13 protein-coding genes are annotated in these 15601 nt (G+C 54.6%); 9 read left to right on the top strand and 4 right to left on the bottom strand.

Going from position 1 to position 15601, the window contains the following annotated elements:
• The first annotated feature begins 65 nt into the window (after positions 1 to 65).
• From L1A08_RS02485 to L1A08_RS02455, 7 genes are all read left to right on the top strand, one after another.
• Positions 66 to 779: a glycosyltransferase family 2 protein gene (locus L1A08_RS02485; RefSeq protein ID WP_261362702.1), complete on the top strand. Its 714-nt coding sequence runs from the start codon at positions 66 to 68 to the stop codon at positions 777 to 779.
• Positions 776 to 1414, top strand: a complete 639-nt coding sequence (locus L1A08_RS02480) for a DUF1045 domain-containing protein (RefSeq protein ID WP_238753823.1) — start codon at positions 776 to 778, stop codon at positions 1412 to 1414. The genes L1A08_RS02485 and L1A08_RS02480 overlap by 4 nt, the downstream gene beginning before the upstream one ends.
• On the top strand, positions 1411 to 2565 hold the full coding sequence (locus L1A08_RS02475; RefSeq protein ID WP_238753821.1) for a GtrA family protein: 1155 nt from the start codon (positions 1411 to 1413) through the stop codon (positions 2563 to 2565). Before L1A08_RS02480 ends, L1A08_RS02475 begins: the two co-directional genes overlap by 4 nt.
• The gene (locus L1A08_RS02470) at positions 2552 to 4063 is read left to right on the top strand and encodes a histidine phosphatase family protein (protein WP_238753819.1); all 1512 of its coding nucleotides are present in this window, start codon (positions 2552 to 2554) and stop codon (positions 4061 to 4063) included. Before L1A08_RS02475 ends, L1A08_RS02470 begins: the two co-directional genes overlap by 14 nt.
• Positions 4064 to 4088: 25 nt before the next feature.
• A complete protein-coding gene (locus L1A08_RS02465) occupies positions 4089 to 4853 on the top strand; it encodes an NTP transferase domain-containing protein (RefSeq protein WP_238753817.1) in 765 nt (254 codons plus the stop codon).
• 49 nt (positions 4854 to 4902) lie between these two features.
• A complete protein-coding gene (locus tag L1A08_RS02460) occupies positions 4903 to 5316 on the top strand; it encodes a GtrA family protein (protein WP_315860536.1) in 414 nt (137 codons plus the stop codon).
• Positions 5317 to 6371: 1055 nt separating this feature from the next.
• Positions 6372 to 7001 carry a hypothetical protein gene (locus L1A08_RS02455; protein WP_238753815.1) on the top strand — a complete coding sequence of 210 codons (630 nt, stop codon included), beginning with the start codon at positions 6372 to 6374 and terminating at the stop codon, positions 6999 to 7001.
• Positions 7002 to 7166: 165 nt separating this feature from the next.
• On the opposite strand, the gene L1A08_RS22930 is transcribed toward L1A08_RS02455, so the two are convergent.
• The 3 genes from L1A08_RS22930 to L1A08_RS02445 form a co-directional block, all read right to left on the bottom strand.
• Positions 7167 to 7643, bottom strand: coding sequence for a VRR-NUC domain-containing protein (locus tag L1A08_RS22930; protein WP_390896840.1), 477 nt, complete (start codon positions 7641 to 7643; stop codon positions 7167 to 7169).
• 680 nt (positions 7644 to 8323) lie between these two features.
• On the bottom strand, positions 8324 to 8557 hold the full coding sequence (locus tag L1A08_RS02450; RefSeq protein ID WP_261362707.1) for a type IV toxin-antitoxin system AbiEi family antitoxin domain-containing protein: 234 nt from the start codon (positions 8555 to 8557) through the stop codon (positions 8324 to 8326).
• 325 nt (positions 8558 to 8882) lie between these two features.
• On the bottom strand, positions 8883 to 9278 hold the full coding sequence (locus L1A08_RS02445; RefSeq protein WP_238753810.1) for a transposase: 396 nt from the start codon (positions 9276 to 9278) through the stop codon (positions 8883 to 8885).
• Between the two features lie 102 nt (positions 9279 to 9380).
• Here L1A08_RS02445 and L1A08_RS02440 point away from each other — a divergent pair, with 102 nt between their 5' ends.
• Both L1A08_RS02440 and L1A08_RS02435 read left to right on the top strand, forming a co-directional pair.
• Positions 9381 to 10022 carry an RNA polymerase sigma factor gene (locus tag L1A08_RS02440; RefSeq protein WP_238753808.1) on the top strand — a complete coding sequence of 214 codons (642 nt, stop codon included), beginning with the start codon at positions 9381 to 9383 and terminating at the stop codon, positions 10020 to 10022.
• Between the two features lie 135 nt (positions 10023 to 10157).
• Positions 10158 to 12161, top strand: a complete 2004-nt coding sequence (locus L1A08_RS02435; RefSeq protein WP_238753806.1) for a protein kinase domain-containing protein — start codon at positions 10158 to 10160, stop codon at positions 12159 to 12161.
• Between the two features lie 225 nt (positions 12162 to 12386).
• Here L1A08_RS02435 and L1A08_RS02430 read toward each other — a convergent pair whose 3' ends face one another.
• A complete protein-coding gene (locus L1A08_RS02430) occupies positions 12387 to 14918 on the bottom strand; it encodes a WD40 repeat domain-containing protein (RefSeq protein WP_238753804.1) in 2532 nt (843 codons plus the stop codon).
• Between the last annotated feature and the right edge of the window lie 683 nt (positions 14919 to 15601).

The raw sequence follows: 15601 nt of genomic DNA, 5'->3' as shown, positions 1-15601 counted from the left end.
GTCAGACGACACGTCTCATACTGCATTCCTTTCCTTGAAGTTCCCCACTTATTGGTCTTGTTGCTTTGTCGAATCCTTTCTTAAGTATCGTCCTGCCTTGCTACAATGAGTCGCGAGGCATTGTGAAAATCGTTGAGCGATTCGCCCAATTCACCGAACAGTACGACTTCGAACTTATTCTCGTCGACAATGGCTCGACAGACGATACGCAGCAGGTTATGGCGGAAGTGCTGCCATCCCATCCGTTTGCGCGATGCGTACAAATCACGGACAACAAAGGTTATGGCGACGGTGTCTATACGGGCCTTCGGGAGGCCCGTGGTGAGGTGCTCGCCTGGACACACGCCGACTTGCAGACCGACCCTGCCGATGTATTTCGGGTGTTTGACGTCTGGCTGGCTGACGCGGACTCTAAGCGTTTGATTGTTAAGGGCTGCCGTCACGGGCGGCGCTTCATGGAACGGTTCATCAGCCGCGCCATGGAACTTGTGGCCTTGGTGCTGCTGCGCCAATGGATTCCCGAGATCAATGCGCAGCCGAAGCTCTTTCATCGATCTGTGATGGACTTGGTCACAAATCCCCCAGTTGACTTCAACTTCGACGTGTACCTGCTATATCGCGCCATCAGGAGTGGATTGCGGATTCGTCAGATCGACGTAGACTTCCCGCCCCGTGAATACGGGGAGAGCAATTGGTCTTCGACCTGGAAGTCGAAAATCCGGACGATTTGCGGCAGCATAGCGTTTATGTTTCGACTCAGGATCGGGGGCCACGCATGAGCAACCTCACGACTTGCTTCCTGGCGTTGGAGCCCGACGAAACGCTCTCGAAGTCGGTGATCGCCCGTAAGCAACAGGTCCGCGATCTGGTGGGAGAACAGCAGTTCCTTGCCGACCCGCCGCATTCGACACTGTACCTGGCACGTTACAGGAATACAGGCCCGCTCGTCTCGTGCGCGGCGCACCTTGCGCAAAGCCTTGTCGCGCCGGAAGCCCAATTGGCCGGTTGGCACCTCTTCACAGACGACAACCTTACAGGAAAGCACACGCTGGTCTGTGGATTGACTGAGGCATCAAAACAGCAGCTGCGTGATGTGCAGCAACGGGTTGTCGAGGGGATGGCTCCGCTGCGCGACCGGGCTGGCACGCGTGCCCGATACGACAGTGCATGGGCCCGGTTGACGCCTCAAGAATGCGACTCGATTGAAGAGTGGGGCTTCCCGTATGTTGGGGACATTTTACAGCCTCACGTGACGATCGCCTCAATCGACCAACAGACTTGGCCCATAGTCTGGGAGGAGCTCCGGTCTTTTGCGCCGCTGGGTCCCGTCGTGTTCCCCGCGCTGTGCCTGTTCGCACTCGACGGTGAGCGGCCAGTCCTGCTCAAACGATTCGCCATGCGGAGGTCGACATGAAATCGTCGTTCGATGTTAACTCCGCGACCGGCTCTTCCGAAACGCACAACGCCTCCGTTCGGCTTGATACAGCAGGGATGCCACTCGGCACGCGCATCTTACGCACTGGGCGTTGGATTGTCTGGCGTTATCGCTTCCTCGCCGGCTTCGTGCTGTTCGGCTTCTTGTCGATCGCGCTTGAAGTCTGCTTAGTGGAGGGCCTGTTGCCGCGATCTTGGCCCATTGTGATGCGCTCCCTACTGGGGTTCATTGCAGGTTTGCTGTTCGCGTTCTACATGAACGCACGATTCAACTTTCGCGTGCCGCGGGAGTATTTTTTCCGCACGTTCCTCCTGTTTGTGGTTGTGTCGGTGTTGAGCTATGCGGCAAACCTTGCAGCAGCCAGCTTCGCACCGATCGGCCAGCTGGCTGGCTATCCCCTCTCGAGGTTCGTCACCGCTGGCTGCCTGTTCTTGATCGCCTACAACCTGCATCGCAGGTTCACGTTTCGACAAACGACGCGAAACATTGGTCTGGCGCTCTATCCTCATCGCAAGGAAGAGCTTGATTACGCGTACCACAGAGTTGGTGACCAGCTCGATCATGTCCATATCGACATAGTCGACTCGACGTTCTGCCCCGACGCTGCTCCAGTCGACCTCAGCCTGGTCGGTGATATTCGCCGCATGTGGACGTGGCAACCTGTGTGTTTACACGTCATGTCGCGCCAGCCTCTCCGCTGGATCGAATGTTGCTGGAACGATTTTGACTGGCTCCTGGTGCACACCGATATAGAGGATGATGTGCTGGCAATAATCGCTCGCTGCCGCGAACATGGCCGCAAGATCGGCGTCGTCTGGCATCACACGGTAACGTTTGCCGACCTGATGCCCTTTTTGCCACATGTCGACTTTGTCATGGTGCTGGGAATCGAACAACCAGGGCACTCCGGGCAGACCATTATGCCTGAAGCGATCCGTATGGCACAAACCTTCTGGGACCTGGCCCCAAGATACACTTACGAAGTCATCTTCGACGGCGGTATCACGACCGACAACGTCCACAGAGTCCCAGCGCGCTACATCGTATCCAGTAGCAGCGTGTTACGAGCGGAGAACCCCATTGTCAGTGCCTTGACGCTTATGGCGGGAGGCGAGAATGGAGCCAGATGATCTGAAGGCAGCTATTGTCGACCGCATCTTCAGTACTGCGGACCGAATTCCCGACATTGTTTCTACGACGATTGCTGGTAGCTTCAGCGAGGGAGGGGACCTGGCGGGCATCTCCGACATCGACACGATCGTTGTTGTGCGGCATCTCGACGCCGCCAGTTTTTCGGCCATGCAACAGGCTTTCGCCGAGGCACTTGAGCCGCTGCTAACGGACGAAGGCTACTACTTGCGGATCAACCCTACGTTGGGACCACTCAAGTTTAACGACACGAGAACGGCCGTGCTCCACCTGATGGTCTACACGTGCGAGAGTCATCGCGACCACGTGATCAACAGCCCTTTCACCTGCCTCGACTGGCAGCGTTCGACACTATGGCACGGTCGACAACTCAGCGAAGTGTATCCCGCGTTCGGCTTGCAGCCGCACCACTTTATCAGTGGACGCCGCAGCGCAAAAGACTACCTCAGCGACTTGAAGGCCGGCGTCGTCAGCTATCGCACGCTGGTCTTTGACGACGGCGATGTCTGTCGCGAGGCGAAGCGGCATCAGCCGATGGACAATCGCGACCGTTGCGAGTTCGCTTACCACGTAATGCGGTTCCTGATGCAAAACGTGCTCAAGCTGGTCCGCCGAGAAAACAGGGCGGAGGAGGGCGAGCAGTTGCTGTCGGCGTACTTTGCCGAGTTTCCGGAGGGCGCCGAGAGGTTTGCCCCCTTTTACCGCGAACTGGCCAGGCGCAAGCGGGAGGGGCAATTCAATCCATCCGTGCCGAATCTGGTCGAAACGACAACGGCCTTCGTGCATGCTTTCGAGCACCAGTTTCGCGAGGCGTTCGAGCAGCACGCGGTCCGTCACGTGCTGTTCCGCCACGCGGAAACTGCCTGGAACCGGACCAGGGGAGATCTCACTTATTTCCAAGGTGAATCTGATCTGCCCATCGAGAATAGCGGTCATGAGATCCCGCGAGAACTCGTCGAGGCAATCAGAAGTGCAGCGCCCCAGGTAGCGTTCGTTTCACCAAAGCAGCGCACGGCCCAGACCCTTCAGCTTGTTGGCTCAGCGGTCTCTATCCCAAACCGCCTCAGAGTTGATGAGCGATTGACCGAGATCCGTTATGGATCTTGCGAAGGACGAACCGTGAGCAAAGCCCGGTTGGAATTTCCCGACCTGTTTGAGGCGTGGGCGCGAGGCGAGGACCCTCGCTTTCCCGGCGGCGGTGAAAATCTGGGCGACGTAATCGGACGAGTCCTCGAATTCGCCGCTCAGCACTTACGAACGGAATGTCCCATCGTTGGGTGTACACATAACGTCGTGCTCCGGTGTCTGTTGGGCCACCAGCTCAACGTACCAATCTCCGAGTGGCACCGCCTGCGTATTCCGCATTTGGCGCCGATCTCGCTCGTGGCAAGTGACCGGTTTGGGCTCTTTGTCGATCTCGATGTTGTGGTCGAACGGGCTGTCTTTTCAAATATGTTTCGCTGCGAATCCGCATCCTAAAGCACCGCGTAAAGGACTGATTTCGATGGCAGTTCAGATCGTCGTACCTATGGCGGGTGAAGGTCGTCGTTTCCTGGAAGCTGGATACACGACACCTAAGCCTCTCATCCCGGTGTCGGGCACTCCGATGGTCGTGCGCGCCGTGCGCGATCTGCCGTCCGCCGAACGCATCATTCTCCTGGTGCGCCGTGAACATATTGAACATTATGCTATTGACCGGGAGCTGAGGCGGCACCTGCCTGAAGCGCGAATCGTCGTTGTCGAAGCGCAGACCGAAGGCCAGGCGTGTACGGTCCGTTTGGCGGCTGAAGAGCTTGTGCCCGACTGGCCCGTGATCGTGGCGGCATGCGACAACACGCACCTTTACGATTCGGCGCGGCATGCCAACGCGATCGAACAGGGGGAAGTCGATGCCCTGGTGTGGACCTACCGCCGCCATCCCGGCGTGGCGCTGGCGCCCCAGCAATACGGCTACGTGCGCGTTGACGGTCGCCGTGCTATCGAAATACGATGCAAGCAGACAATCTCCGATAACCCGAGCAACGACCACGTGGTGACCGGCTTCTTCACGTTTCGGTGCGCCGGGCAGATGATTGACGCCATTGACCGTCTCGTCGCAAGCGACGAGCGCGTCGGCGGCGAATTCTATATGGACGTCGTTCCTAACCTGCTGCTTGCTGACGGTTGTCGCGTCGAAGTGTTCGAAGTGGAAAAATACATCGGCTGGGGCACGCCCGCCGACTACGAGGATTTCCAGAAGTGGGAGCGGTACTTTGATCGCATCCGCTGAACAGTGATCGGAACGTCGCGAAACGTTCAGGCAGATTCGCCGACTCCTGGTGATAGGTGGCCTGAGCGTACTCACCGACCTCGCGGTGTATGTGTTGCTGGTGCAAATCGGGGTTGGCTCGCATGCTGCAAAGGCCACTTCCTACGTCAGTGGCATGACCGTTGGATATATCGGCAACAAGTTGTGGACGTTCGAGTCAAGCCGACGATCTGCTGATGAGCCGATCGCTTACGCTATACTCTACTGTTTGACGCTCGGCGTAAATGTGGTGGTTAATGCCGCGTGCCTGTCGGCGTTCGACGAGCGGCTGTCGCCCCCCGCAAGCCGCGGGCTGGCCTTCCTCCTAGCGACCGGCCTGACGACGATTCTTAATTTTCTCGGCATGCGGTTTGTAACGTTTCGCAGCGGCATTGCGCAGCGGCGATCCCGAGTCGACGGCACTCCTGGCGTAGATCGCGGGTGAACGTAGTATCCAGCGCCAAGAATTTGGAAGGCACGACCGATGATATGTGAATACATCGCGCACCAATTCAACACTCGCCGTTAACTTGCGGAGATGCAACGGTGTCGAGCCAGCTGCGTGATCCCGTCGAGCGGCTTAAACTGTAGCAAGCTCCGATTCGCGAAATCACCTTCCCGCAAAAAGTCCGCCGACCTTCGGTTCCCAGGAAGATACAACCGGCCCACCGAAACAAACAAAGGTTGGTGCTGATATGATTGCCGAATCATACAGAGCTTCAGATGTTCAAAACAACACAGGATTCCTCCGTCCGGGCCTGACAGTTCCCTTTTTCTTCTTGATCCTTTTCTATTTAATATCCCGTATTTGATTAAAGTGTGCGTGTGTTTTCGACAAAACAAGTGCGAAATGGTTGCGTTGTGACGTTTGCCGTGATCGTTGTCTTGCTGAATACGACAAATCTGACCGGGACGGTTTACAGGCGGTCGAACCCTCGCGGCGGAGAGCGACAACGTGCAATACGCGATGCCCTCGGAGACATTCAACGCAGGGACGAAGCATATTCGTCAGATGTTCGACGCGTCGGAGTATCGCACGACTTGGGTGTCCCCCGAAGAAATGGACGGCGAGTTGAATTCGACCGGTTGTGGGTCTTAGATGCGAAGACTGTCAGTAATTATGACTTATTGATTTGTTGGAGGAAAGACAGTTACTACCAGCAACTGTACGTTCAACCCAAAGTGAAGTTTGAGGAGACTTTCCACACCTATCATGAAATACGAGAGGGGATTCCGATGGTTCACGGTGAAATGCACTTTAAGTTCACGAACGTCCGGAATGAGTGAGATTTTGAAGAGTACGCGCGAATGGATTCCCCGGGGCCGACTCCGTAGTAGACTCTTCCATTGGCATCGCGACCATGCTCAATAAATCCAAGCGCGCCGCGTTTCCGGAAGCTAAGGCTTCCCTTCGCAGAATTAAACTCGGGGTTGGCCGCAGCCTTACCAGACCGTGGATGGCGTAGTGTGCAGCACGAACAATAGGGAGTAGCTCGACCGATGAAATGCAAATACATCGCGCACCGTGTCAACACTCGCAGACAACTGGCGGAGGTGCCAACCAGCTACGGTGTCGAGCTAGATCTACGTGATCGTGGCGAGCGGCTCATCTTGCAGCACGACCCGTTTCAAGACGGCGAGGACTTTTCACTCTACCTTGAACGCTACAGCCACGGCACGATGATTCTCAACATCAAGAGCGAGCGGATAGAGCATCGTGTACTTGAGGAACTTGAAGCGACGGGCACTGTCCGAGACTACTTCTTTCTCGACTGCTCCTATCCCATGATTCGCACGCTGCTGGCCGCGGGGGAGCATCGCATCGCCGTGCGATTCAGCGAGTACGAGCCTATTGAAAGCGCGCTTTCCTTGGCGGGGCATGTCGACTGGGTGTGGGTCGACTGCTTCAGCCGGCTGCCACTGGATGACAGCAGCTACGCGCGCCTTTCGCGGGCTTTTAAGATCTGTATCGTATCTCCGGAGCTCCAAGGGCATTCGCTCGATCGAATCGCGGATTTCGCCCGGCAACTCCGGGACTACGAAGTCGAAGCGATCTGCACGAAGCGGCCCGACCTTTGGCAACAAGCGATGTGCCCCAACGAAGATGGTTCATCGCCCTCAAGCGCGTAGCCCTCCGCCACCAAAAAATCATCTTCGCCATTTTTGGGGGTCTGCCATCGTCCGCCCGGCCTCCTTCGACGGAGCGGGCCTCGACTGCCTTTCAACTCCGTATCTGCAAGTTGAGAGACTCACAAGCTCGGCAACGACACATGTGAGCACTTACATTCGCAGTAATTACGGAGCCAACTCGACGACATCAGTTTTGTGAACTTTCACGAGCTTGAAAGGCATCCTCAATACATCGTCGTTGTCACGAATCCATCGTTTCTGATCGTTTGAAAGCTTATCGTTCGACGATTTTACCTCCGCAAAGAAGTAATCGTCATCACGATACAGCAACAGATCAGGCCATCCGAGATACCGCTCCCAATACGAATCGACGGGGTACCGCAGAATTCGGAACAGAACCTCTGGCGGGAGCACGGAGATAAGTTTCCTCGCTGTCTCGATCTCGGCGTCTCGATGAGCCCACAGATACTGTCGGAGTCTGGCACTTGGCTCAAGCCAGTAGTCGAATAGCCAATCAATGTCGTCAGCTTTCAGGACTTGAGCGAAGTGCTCGTCGATCGCTTCCTTTCTGCGTTGTCCGTAAGCAGCGGTGCCGAAGTCTTCCGGCTTATGGCACCAAATCAGTTCACCCCTCCTGTTCAACGGATGTGTTTGACGCAAAACAATTCCGCGAAATGGGTTGAGCGTGAGAGACGAAGCCGCGGACTGAGTCGGATAAAAAGGGAGAGCAGGGGATGGGCCGAAGTGATTGCGCGCTATGGCACAGGCGCACGCAACGAGTCTCTTGTCGTTCTACGCCGCCTTCCTCGCGAACGACTTTACCAGCCCGCCCACGTACGACCGCACCTCAAGCTCGTCCAATGCGATCGTCTATACTCGATGTACTTGGCCAGCTCCCGGTCCGTGGCGGAGGCAATCAGGGCGAGCAGTGGGTGGAATATTTTGGCCATCTGGCTATTGTCTGGAGATCGTATTCTGGACGGTGTGGCACATTCATTGAACAGCACCTTGGGACCGAGATTCTGCCAGAAAAGTGGCCGGTTTCAAGCGAATCGGGAAGGGCGGATGTGCAGCCAGAATCGGTGGTGAGAGAAGGCCTGCTTCGGGCTCTCGGTTGCGAGAAATCACTCCGCGTCGGATCACCGTCGGTTAAATAAACGGCATCCAAAATCCGTTACGGAATCTACGGAGAAACTCGCCAATTACGGAGGCATATTTGCGACGAAATGCGTCGGTTTGCAACGCTTTGCAAAACTCAGTGTTCGACGTAAAATGCCTGCGTGTTGAGCTTTAAGGCCGCTCGGCTGAAAATCGCAAGTCGCCTACGGAACCGAAGGAGCCTGCGTGCTCAGATCGTGAAATCGGAGGGCACTGAGCAGGCAAACAACGCCATGGGTAATACGCTTGCCAGCTTCGGCGATCGTTCGGTGCTCGGTCGGAACGCTGTCGGACAGGGTGTATAGCCCCCGGCTGGGACGGTCCAGCAAGCCATCCGCGTGCAGTTTGTTCAAGTAGACGCCGGAGATGCCGATCTTTTCCAAGTCGCGCGGCCGCAGGACGCCCGTCTCGACATACGGTGCGCCTTCTATTCAACGGATGTGTTGGTCGAAAACCGCGGCCGCGAAGGAAGGTCAACGTGAAGGACGGAGCAACTTACTGAGCCAGGCAAGAAGCGCTGACTAAGCAAGAAGTGCTTCGACGGCGCAACGGTACGGTAGCAAGCGGAGGACTTCCGCAGCATTCGCGCCTACGCAGCTTTTCGAGCAAAGGATTTCACCAGCCCACCAACGTAAGATCGCACTTCGAACTCGTCCATTGAGATCGTCTCCTCGTTATCGGGCAGCCCCCGGATCGGCGGCAGTGATCCTTCTCCATGTGCCTTCAATGGTGGTTGTAATACTCCACGAACGAATCCGTCAGGTAGTCCAAGTGCCGTCTTCCGAACACGATGAACTTGTTGAGGCACTCCAGCTTGATCGTCTCGAAGAACCGCTCGCAGCGGCCATTTAGGTTCGGCGAAGCCTCCGGCAGCGGGCTTGTCTTCATGCCCTGAGCTTTGACCGTCTCCCGAAACTTGCTCGTGAACTTTGCATCGAGGTCGTGGACGACGTTAGCAGGCTTCTTGTCCCTTTCCGCTGTCTGCACTGCGAACCATTTCGTTTGCCGGCAGACCCAGGCTGAGTTGGGCCTGTATGTCGACTCCGTCACAATCGCTCCCCGCGTCTGCATGTTGAGGAAGACCAGTGTGTAAAGGTCGCGCATCCGCCGGACTGTCATCGACTTCACTCATTGGCGTAGGACTGGTGGTAGCGGTATTCTATTTTGAGCTGGAATCCGTCGGATTCGCTCCTTTGATTGCGCAGCGAAGGTGTTCGTGTCATGAGTACTTGGAATTCAACTGATGGCGAATCAACGATTTCCAACGAAACATTACTGCTCGCTCGTCAGTGCGATTCTGATTCCTGGTATCGCATCTGGTCTGTTTATCGAGAGCGCGTTTTTCGGCAGGCTTTGCGGTCGGGCCTTCGACAGCGACCAGCTTCTGAAATTACCGTCGAAGTCTTTTCCCATGCTTTTGAAAACCTCGAGCAGTTCTCCCGTGAACAAAGAGGTCAAAGCCTGGGGAAATGGCTACGAACGCTAACCTTTCATTGCATAATTGATCATGTCCGAAAACGGAAAGCTGGGCCTGTTAACATTGGCTCGTGGGCGGATGCGATCCCCAATCAGGTGAGCGAAACCTCATTGAGTGAAGTGAAAGGTCCGACTCTGGAGCAAATGGCTTTGGCAACTGCGATCGCGGAATTAGAAGAAGAGTACGCTAGAAAAGGGAGAGTTGAACACTGGGACTGCTTCTGGAGTCACTTTGTCAACGGTCAATCGTCCGGTGAGGTCGCTCGACGGATGGACAAATCAGTCAGCTACGTTACCACGACTTCCAGTCGGGTGAAGAAGAGATTGACCCTTTTGACACAGATGAAGCTGGATGAAATCAAGCAGAATCTGAATCAATCAAACTGACTTGTGACAATGTCGCGTTATTTCCAGGAAAGCATTATTCACGAGCATCTGATGACGAGATGCTACTGCTAAGAATCGGGCGGGAACAATAGCCTCCGTCATGCCGCAACATGAAGGCAACATGAAGGCAAACTGATGACTGCTGAAGGCGAACATCGATCGCACTCACCCAATGACCGGGACGAGATTTCGGAGGCAGATCGACTGATTGACCGTCTTCTCTCAGAACTTAGCCAGTTGGAAGCGATCCCATTCCCCGAAGAGGTCGCTCCGCAAATCCAACAGATTCCCTACGAGAGTGCGGAGTTCGCGAAACAGAATCTGCCGAGGAAGATCGGTCCGTATCAGCTGATGGCCCCGCTGGGTTCGGGCGGGATGGGCAGCATCTTTCGAGTTCGGCACGAGTCGCTGGGAAACGAAGTCGCTCTCAAAATCATTCGGCCGGACCGAATATTGTGCGATTCCGCCAACGAACGGTTTTTCCGAGAAATGCGGGCTCTGGCGTCGATGGAACACCCTCATGTGGTGCGTGCCTATGATGGCGGGACCGACGGGGGATTTGCATACCTGGCGATGGAATTAATCCAAGGGTGCGACCTGAAGAGATTGAGCGAGACGAAAGAGCTGAGCGTTTCCCAGTGTTGTGAATTGATCCGTCAATCTGCGTTAGGTCTCGCAGCAGTTCATCAGGCCGGTTTGGTCCATCGAGATATAAAGCCTGCCAATCTAATGCTGACAACTCAGGGTTTGGTGAAGGTCGTCGATTTTGGTTTGGCAATCAGCATGGAGGAAGGATCGGACATCACTGCTTCCCAGGTGATTGTTGGCTCTGGAAAGTATATTTCTCCTGAACAGCGACTGGGAATGAGCGATGTCGACCATCGTTCGGACATTTACAGTTTAGGACGATCCCTGCAAAGCCTGTTGCCGGAAGCGAAGGTGCCAAATCGATTACAGAAATTGCTGCGCAGGTTGCTCATGGAGGATCGATCACAGCGACTTCAATCTGCCATTGAGATCGCTGATCGATTGAGAGAATTCTGTGAATCGGACAGCATTCAAGCCGCGCTCCAGAGACTTCTCGTAGGGGAAGAAAATCTTTCGTCAGACTCTGGATCGACGAGTCAATTCGTGCCACTTGCGAGCGAGAATCGCTCGTCAGATGTGTATTCGGGTCTCGTGATAAGAAGAAAGCGAGATCGCTCCAGGAATCTGGCAGTGCTGTCCGTGGGGACGCTATTGGTCGCCACCATCGGCATTTCTGCCTGGATGCCTGATTTTGAGATAAAGCCCACAACTGACGGGGACCAGCTATCAACAGAGGGCAATCCAATCGTCAACTCCGCGACAGAAGTTTCCAGCAAAGCCAATCGAGAGGTATCGCTTCCCGACGGGCTCAAGAATGAAGTTCCCATCTCCGAGTGGCTTCTCTGTCATGGAGCCAGCGTGACAGTGAATTTTTTTGATGGCACTGACTGGATTGGGAAAACACCTGATGACCCATCAGAGTTCTCTGGAAAAACTGGGGTGATTCAAGTAGTTGACATTCATGCCGTGGACGACCCAAGCGAGCATTTGCAAAAGATTCTGCAATTGCAGGAGTTGCGGGGCCTGATTGCCAATAGCGAAAAAATTACAGATGAAATTCTAGGCCAGTGTCATTCTCAATGGGAATTGCACTGGATATACATTCCCAGTTCGTCTGCGACCGATCAAGGCATTTCTTCCTTGGTGAAGTACAAGGAGTGCCTGGAGAATCTTGATATAAGTGACGCATCAGTCAGCCGAAAGGCTATCGAGGTTCTTTCGTCTTTCTCGAAGCTTAGAGAGCTTGTCGTCCAGCGGACGTCATTGACGGATAGTGATCTCGACCTTCTGACCCAGATGGAATCATTAATGGTTCTCGATCTGTCAGGGACGCAAGTTACTGACGCGAGCGTCCAGTACCTTGCAGAATGTCCTCACTTGAAACGTCTGAAACTTAGGCAGACATCCTTGACCGATCAGGGACTGAAGGGCCTCTCCGGTCTGGACTTAACATCGCTTGATGTCCGCCAGACCGCAGTCACGCAGGATGGGATCGACCACTTCCGAGAGAGAAAGCCTGCTTGCAAGATTCTCTACGGATCTGCCTTTTGAGAGACTGAGAGGTACCGGTACTCAGCGCGTATTTGCGGGCCTCGTCACGGCCTTGCGGGCGGGCAGAGATGCTGGCGGAGGATATGTCGTCGCCGAAACTCAATAGGTATGCCTAACGGGCCGGTCTGCGGCAGCTGAATGTGATCAGTCGGGAGTTCAGACCTGGTACAACGATATGACCGCATTTCTTGCCCTCACCGGGGCGATCTGAGAAAACGTCAAGGTCTACGGAGTGGAGTCCGGTGCTGGAGTTGTTTCTTCTTCGTCTTTCTCATCCGTCGTTTTGGGCCCCCACAGGCAGATTTTGCCGCTGCTGCAATTGCTGACTAATTTCGAACCATCGGTCGAGAAACAAACATCAACGAGATTGTCACTGAAACATGGAAGTCGAATCAGTGTTTCGCCGGTGGTCATATCGAGGATCAGAATCTGGCTTTCGTACAGGCCGACGGCAAGAACTTCATCATTCTGGCTGACATCCATGCAATCTGCATCGTTGATTGGATACGATCTTTTCAATTCGCCAGATTGAGTATCCCAGAGTTCGATTGCTTCTTCACGGCCGTTGAACGCGCACAAGATCGATCCATCGGTTGTCAGGCAGTAAGGCGAATACTTAGATGAATCAATCTTCGTCAGGAGTTTGCCCGAAGGGCCGAACGTTTTGATGGCGGTCTCGTCCTTGCATATGAAGCAACTGGCGTTATCGGCCCAACTGAGCGAGAACGTTCCCGTCATTGGCTCCGAGAGCGTTAGGTCTTCCAGGAGTGCTCCGTCAAAATCCCACGAACGGATTGTCTCGCTATCAATCGGAGCTGAGACGTAATTCTCGATTGGGTGAACGGCAATTTCGCTGAGGTTGACTGGTGGCGTGGCTTCAACAGGATCGGTAAACGAGACCTTCCCCCGTTTTACGTCCCACAACTGAATCACATTGCCATTCGTGCCGCTGCAGAAGATCGATCCATCAGCAGAAAAGCCGCCTACTCCACTTGATTTGGGTTCGCAGGCGATTAATCCGGACGCCGGCGGTTCCGAAAACTTCCAGGTTCGCAAGATGCCTCTCTTACTCCCAAAAGCAACCATCGTTTCGCCATTCGGCGAAAACCGCACCGTCATATACGGATCTTCTGTCGCGATGTTATAGAAGGAGCCAGCTCTTTGGGCCGGCCCCGTAATGGGAACTCGGGTGCTCTCTTTCGCCTTGCCATCGAACGAAGCCAACAGATCCCAATTCAGATACTCGTTGGGACGAATTGAGATCTGCTTGACGACTGTGGGGGAGAGCCTCCCCTTGCCATCGTTGATGCGGACTTCAAGGGCCATTTCATCTGACGCTGGGACACGGAACCGCAGGTGTCCGTCATGATCGGGGGTCCACGCTTCGTGGGGGGCAATCCGGAATTGAACGAAGGACGTTTCTCCAAGTTGGGTGACAGTCTGGATGGTAGCCGTCCCCAATGTGGCAGCTCGTGGGTTCGGTGTCACTTCGACGATTTCTGGCTTCGGTAATTCGGACGTAGGCTCCTCAGCATTCTCTGCTTGCGTATACTCATCGAAGTTCACCAGCAATACATCAGATTCAATCGTGCCGTAGGCAAAGTACTTGTCGTCTGGAGAGAATCCAAACCCAGTCACTCGAGTGAAAGGCAATTGGGGAGTCTGGCAATCTCCCTTCAAGTTAACAAGCTGTATTCGTGCATTGGCATCAAGCCCCGCGATCCAGTTGCTCGTTTCAGAAACGACTGGCGTTGCGTGAACGCCTTCAAGTGTCCATAGAAGGTCGCCGCACCTTAAGTCTCGCAGTACGAATGTCCGGACGTTGTCCTCGACGATAGTCGACGTCCAATATCGACTGCCAGGTGGGATTGACCGGGACCGAAAAGAACCATCGTATTGGGGAACTTCGACTTCGTACAACAGTTGCCCAGTCATTGCGTCAGTCATTTTGACGACGTCGTCGTCTTTGATCACACACAGATGTTCGTTCCTGAGTATCTCCGCCGGGGTGAAGTCAGGGCGCAAAGAGATGTTGGTGTCGAATGGAGTTTCGTAGACACGCTTGGAATTCCTTGACGTGTATTTGATACGCAGTCTTGCCGCCTCAGGAACAAAGCGAATCGATTCTGGATTATTGGCTCCCCTGCGTCCGAACGATTTTCCATCATTAACCGAGAAGACCTCGAAGATCGACTTGCCAGCCATCACGACATACAGGCCATCGCCAGACAAATCAGCGACGTACATCCGAGAACCTTGTTGCTCAAAATCGATTTTCTGGATGCCGGTCGCAGTTGCAGGTTCGATCACGTACGTGGCCCACTCATCGGTCTTGCTTCCATCTTCCGTGAAAACCGTCTGTGCAGAGAATGCGAATCGATTGCCATCGTCACTAAAGTGGTCTGCTGTGGTCGTCTGTGTCGGAATCCAGGATAGGAGTTGCTTCCGTTGCGCAATATTCCACAAGCCGGCTCCGTCAAAACGCGAAACTACGACCAGACTCTGACTATCGGGCGAAAAGAATACCTCCGGTTTCCTTGTGGAGTGAGATGGAATTGAGAGCAGAGTTTCTCCAGTTTGCGTATTTGCCACGATGACGGCAGTTTGCGAGTCGGCCCACTCAAAGTCGCCAACGCGATTCGCGCGAGTCCGGCTACCCGCGATGAGTGTCGGCTCGCCAATGATGGCGACATAGCGGTTATCGGGAGAGAATACGAAACCTCCCGGCTGATTGATGAAGCCGGTAATTCTCTGCATTGAAGCCGGCAACGCGGGAGTTGGTTCAGATGTCGACGAGAACAGTTCTCCATCTACGAAAGTTCCTTTCCACGTCCGCACTCCTTCACGGTCGTAGCATTCGAATGTGCCATTGCGTGTCCCGTTGGCGTAGGTGCCGCTTACGCGGAGCCGGGGGGGCGAATCGCTATCGTCGGCCTGCTCATAGAAGAGCAACCATTTTCCAGACTTTTTGCCATCGAGAAACAGTCCAGAATGGCGGGGTTCCGACTTTGAGAAACGTGTCTTGATTTCACGTCGAAGAAATCGCCCTACGAATACACTCTTAAGGCCTCCCTTGAAGACGGAGACATCGATGTGGCGGACAGCTCTGCCGTCAGCCTGGATAATCGCCGGTCCTCTGAGAGAGAGATAACGACTCACGGTCGTTTGAGTAAGGCGATAGTCCGCTTCATCTGTCGGGTTCTCAAACTTCTTTATATTCGTCCATACAACTTCGCCTCCTGCAGACGGTGTCCCTGTTTCGTCAACTCGATCGATTTCTGAATCCGAGATGTATCTGACGCGGTCATCAGCAAGGACTTCATCGATGTCGAAGGCTTCGAGTAGGTCCAGTTCGCCAGCCGGAGGATCAGGTTTCTCTCCCAAGACTGGAGCGACTTCGGGCGCATCCTCCTCAGCGTCCATTTGTTGAGCCGCAAGTT

It is taken from the genome of Rubinisphaera margarita (genome assembly GCF_022267515.1).
Classification (GTDB): domain Bacteria; phylum Planctomycetota; class Planctomycetia; order Planctomycetales; family Planctomycetaceae; genus Rubinisphaera; species Rubinisphaera margarita.
This window is presented reverse-complemented; position numbering and strand designations above follow the sequence as displayed.

What these genes read in the sequence shown, in the direction of transcription:
- L1A08_RS02440 (WP_238753808.1), top strand. Translation starts at nt 9,381, where the DNA reads ATGAGTACTTGGAATTCAACTGATGGCGAATCAACGATTTCCAACGAA.
- L1A08_RS02455 (WP_238753815.1), top strand. Translation starts at nt 6,372, where the DNA reads ATGAAATGCAAATACATCGCGCACCGTGTCAACACTCGCAGACAACTG.
- L1A08_RS02470 (WP_238753819.1), top strand. Translation starts at nt 2,552, where the DNA reads ATGGAGCCAGATGATCTGAAGGCAGCTATTGTCGACCGCATCTTCAGT.
- L1A08_RS02465 (WP_238753817.1), top strand. Translation starts at nt 4,089, where the DNA reads ATGGCAGTTCAGATCGTCGTACCTATGGCGGGTGAAGGTCGTCGTTTC.
- L1A08_RS02430 (WP_238753804.1), bottom strand. Translation starts at nt 14,918, where the DNA reads ATGCAGAGAATTACCGGCTTCATCAATCAGCCGGGAGGTTTCGTATTC.
- L1A08_RS02475 (WP_238753821.1), top strand. Translation starts at nt 1,411, where the DNA reads ATGAAATCGTCGTTCGATGTTAACTCCGCGACCGGCTCTTCCGAAACG.
- L1A08_RS02445 (WP_238753810.1), bottom strand. Translation starts at nt 9,278, where the DNA reads ATGACAGTCCGGCGGATGCGCGACCTTTACACACTGGTCTTCCTCAAC.
- L1A08_RS02435 (WP_238753806.1), top strand. Translation starts at nt 10,158, where the DNA reads ATGACTGCTGAAGGCGAACATCGATCGCACTCACCCAATGACCGGGAC.
- L1A08_RS02480 (WP_238753823.1), top strand. Translation starts at nt 776, where the DNA reads ATGAGCAACCTCACGACTTGCTTCCTGGCGTTGGAGCCCGACGAAACG.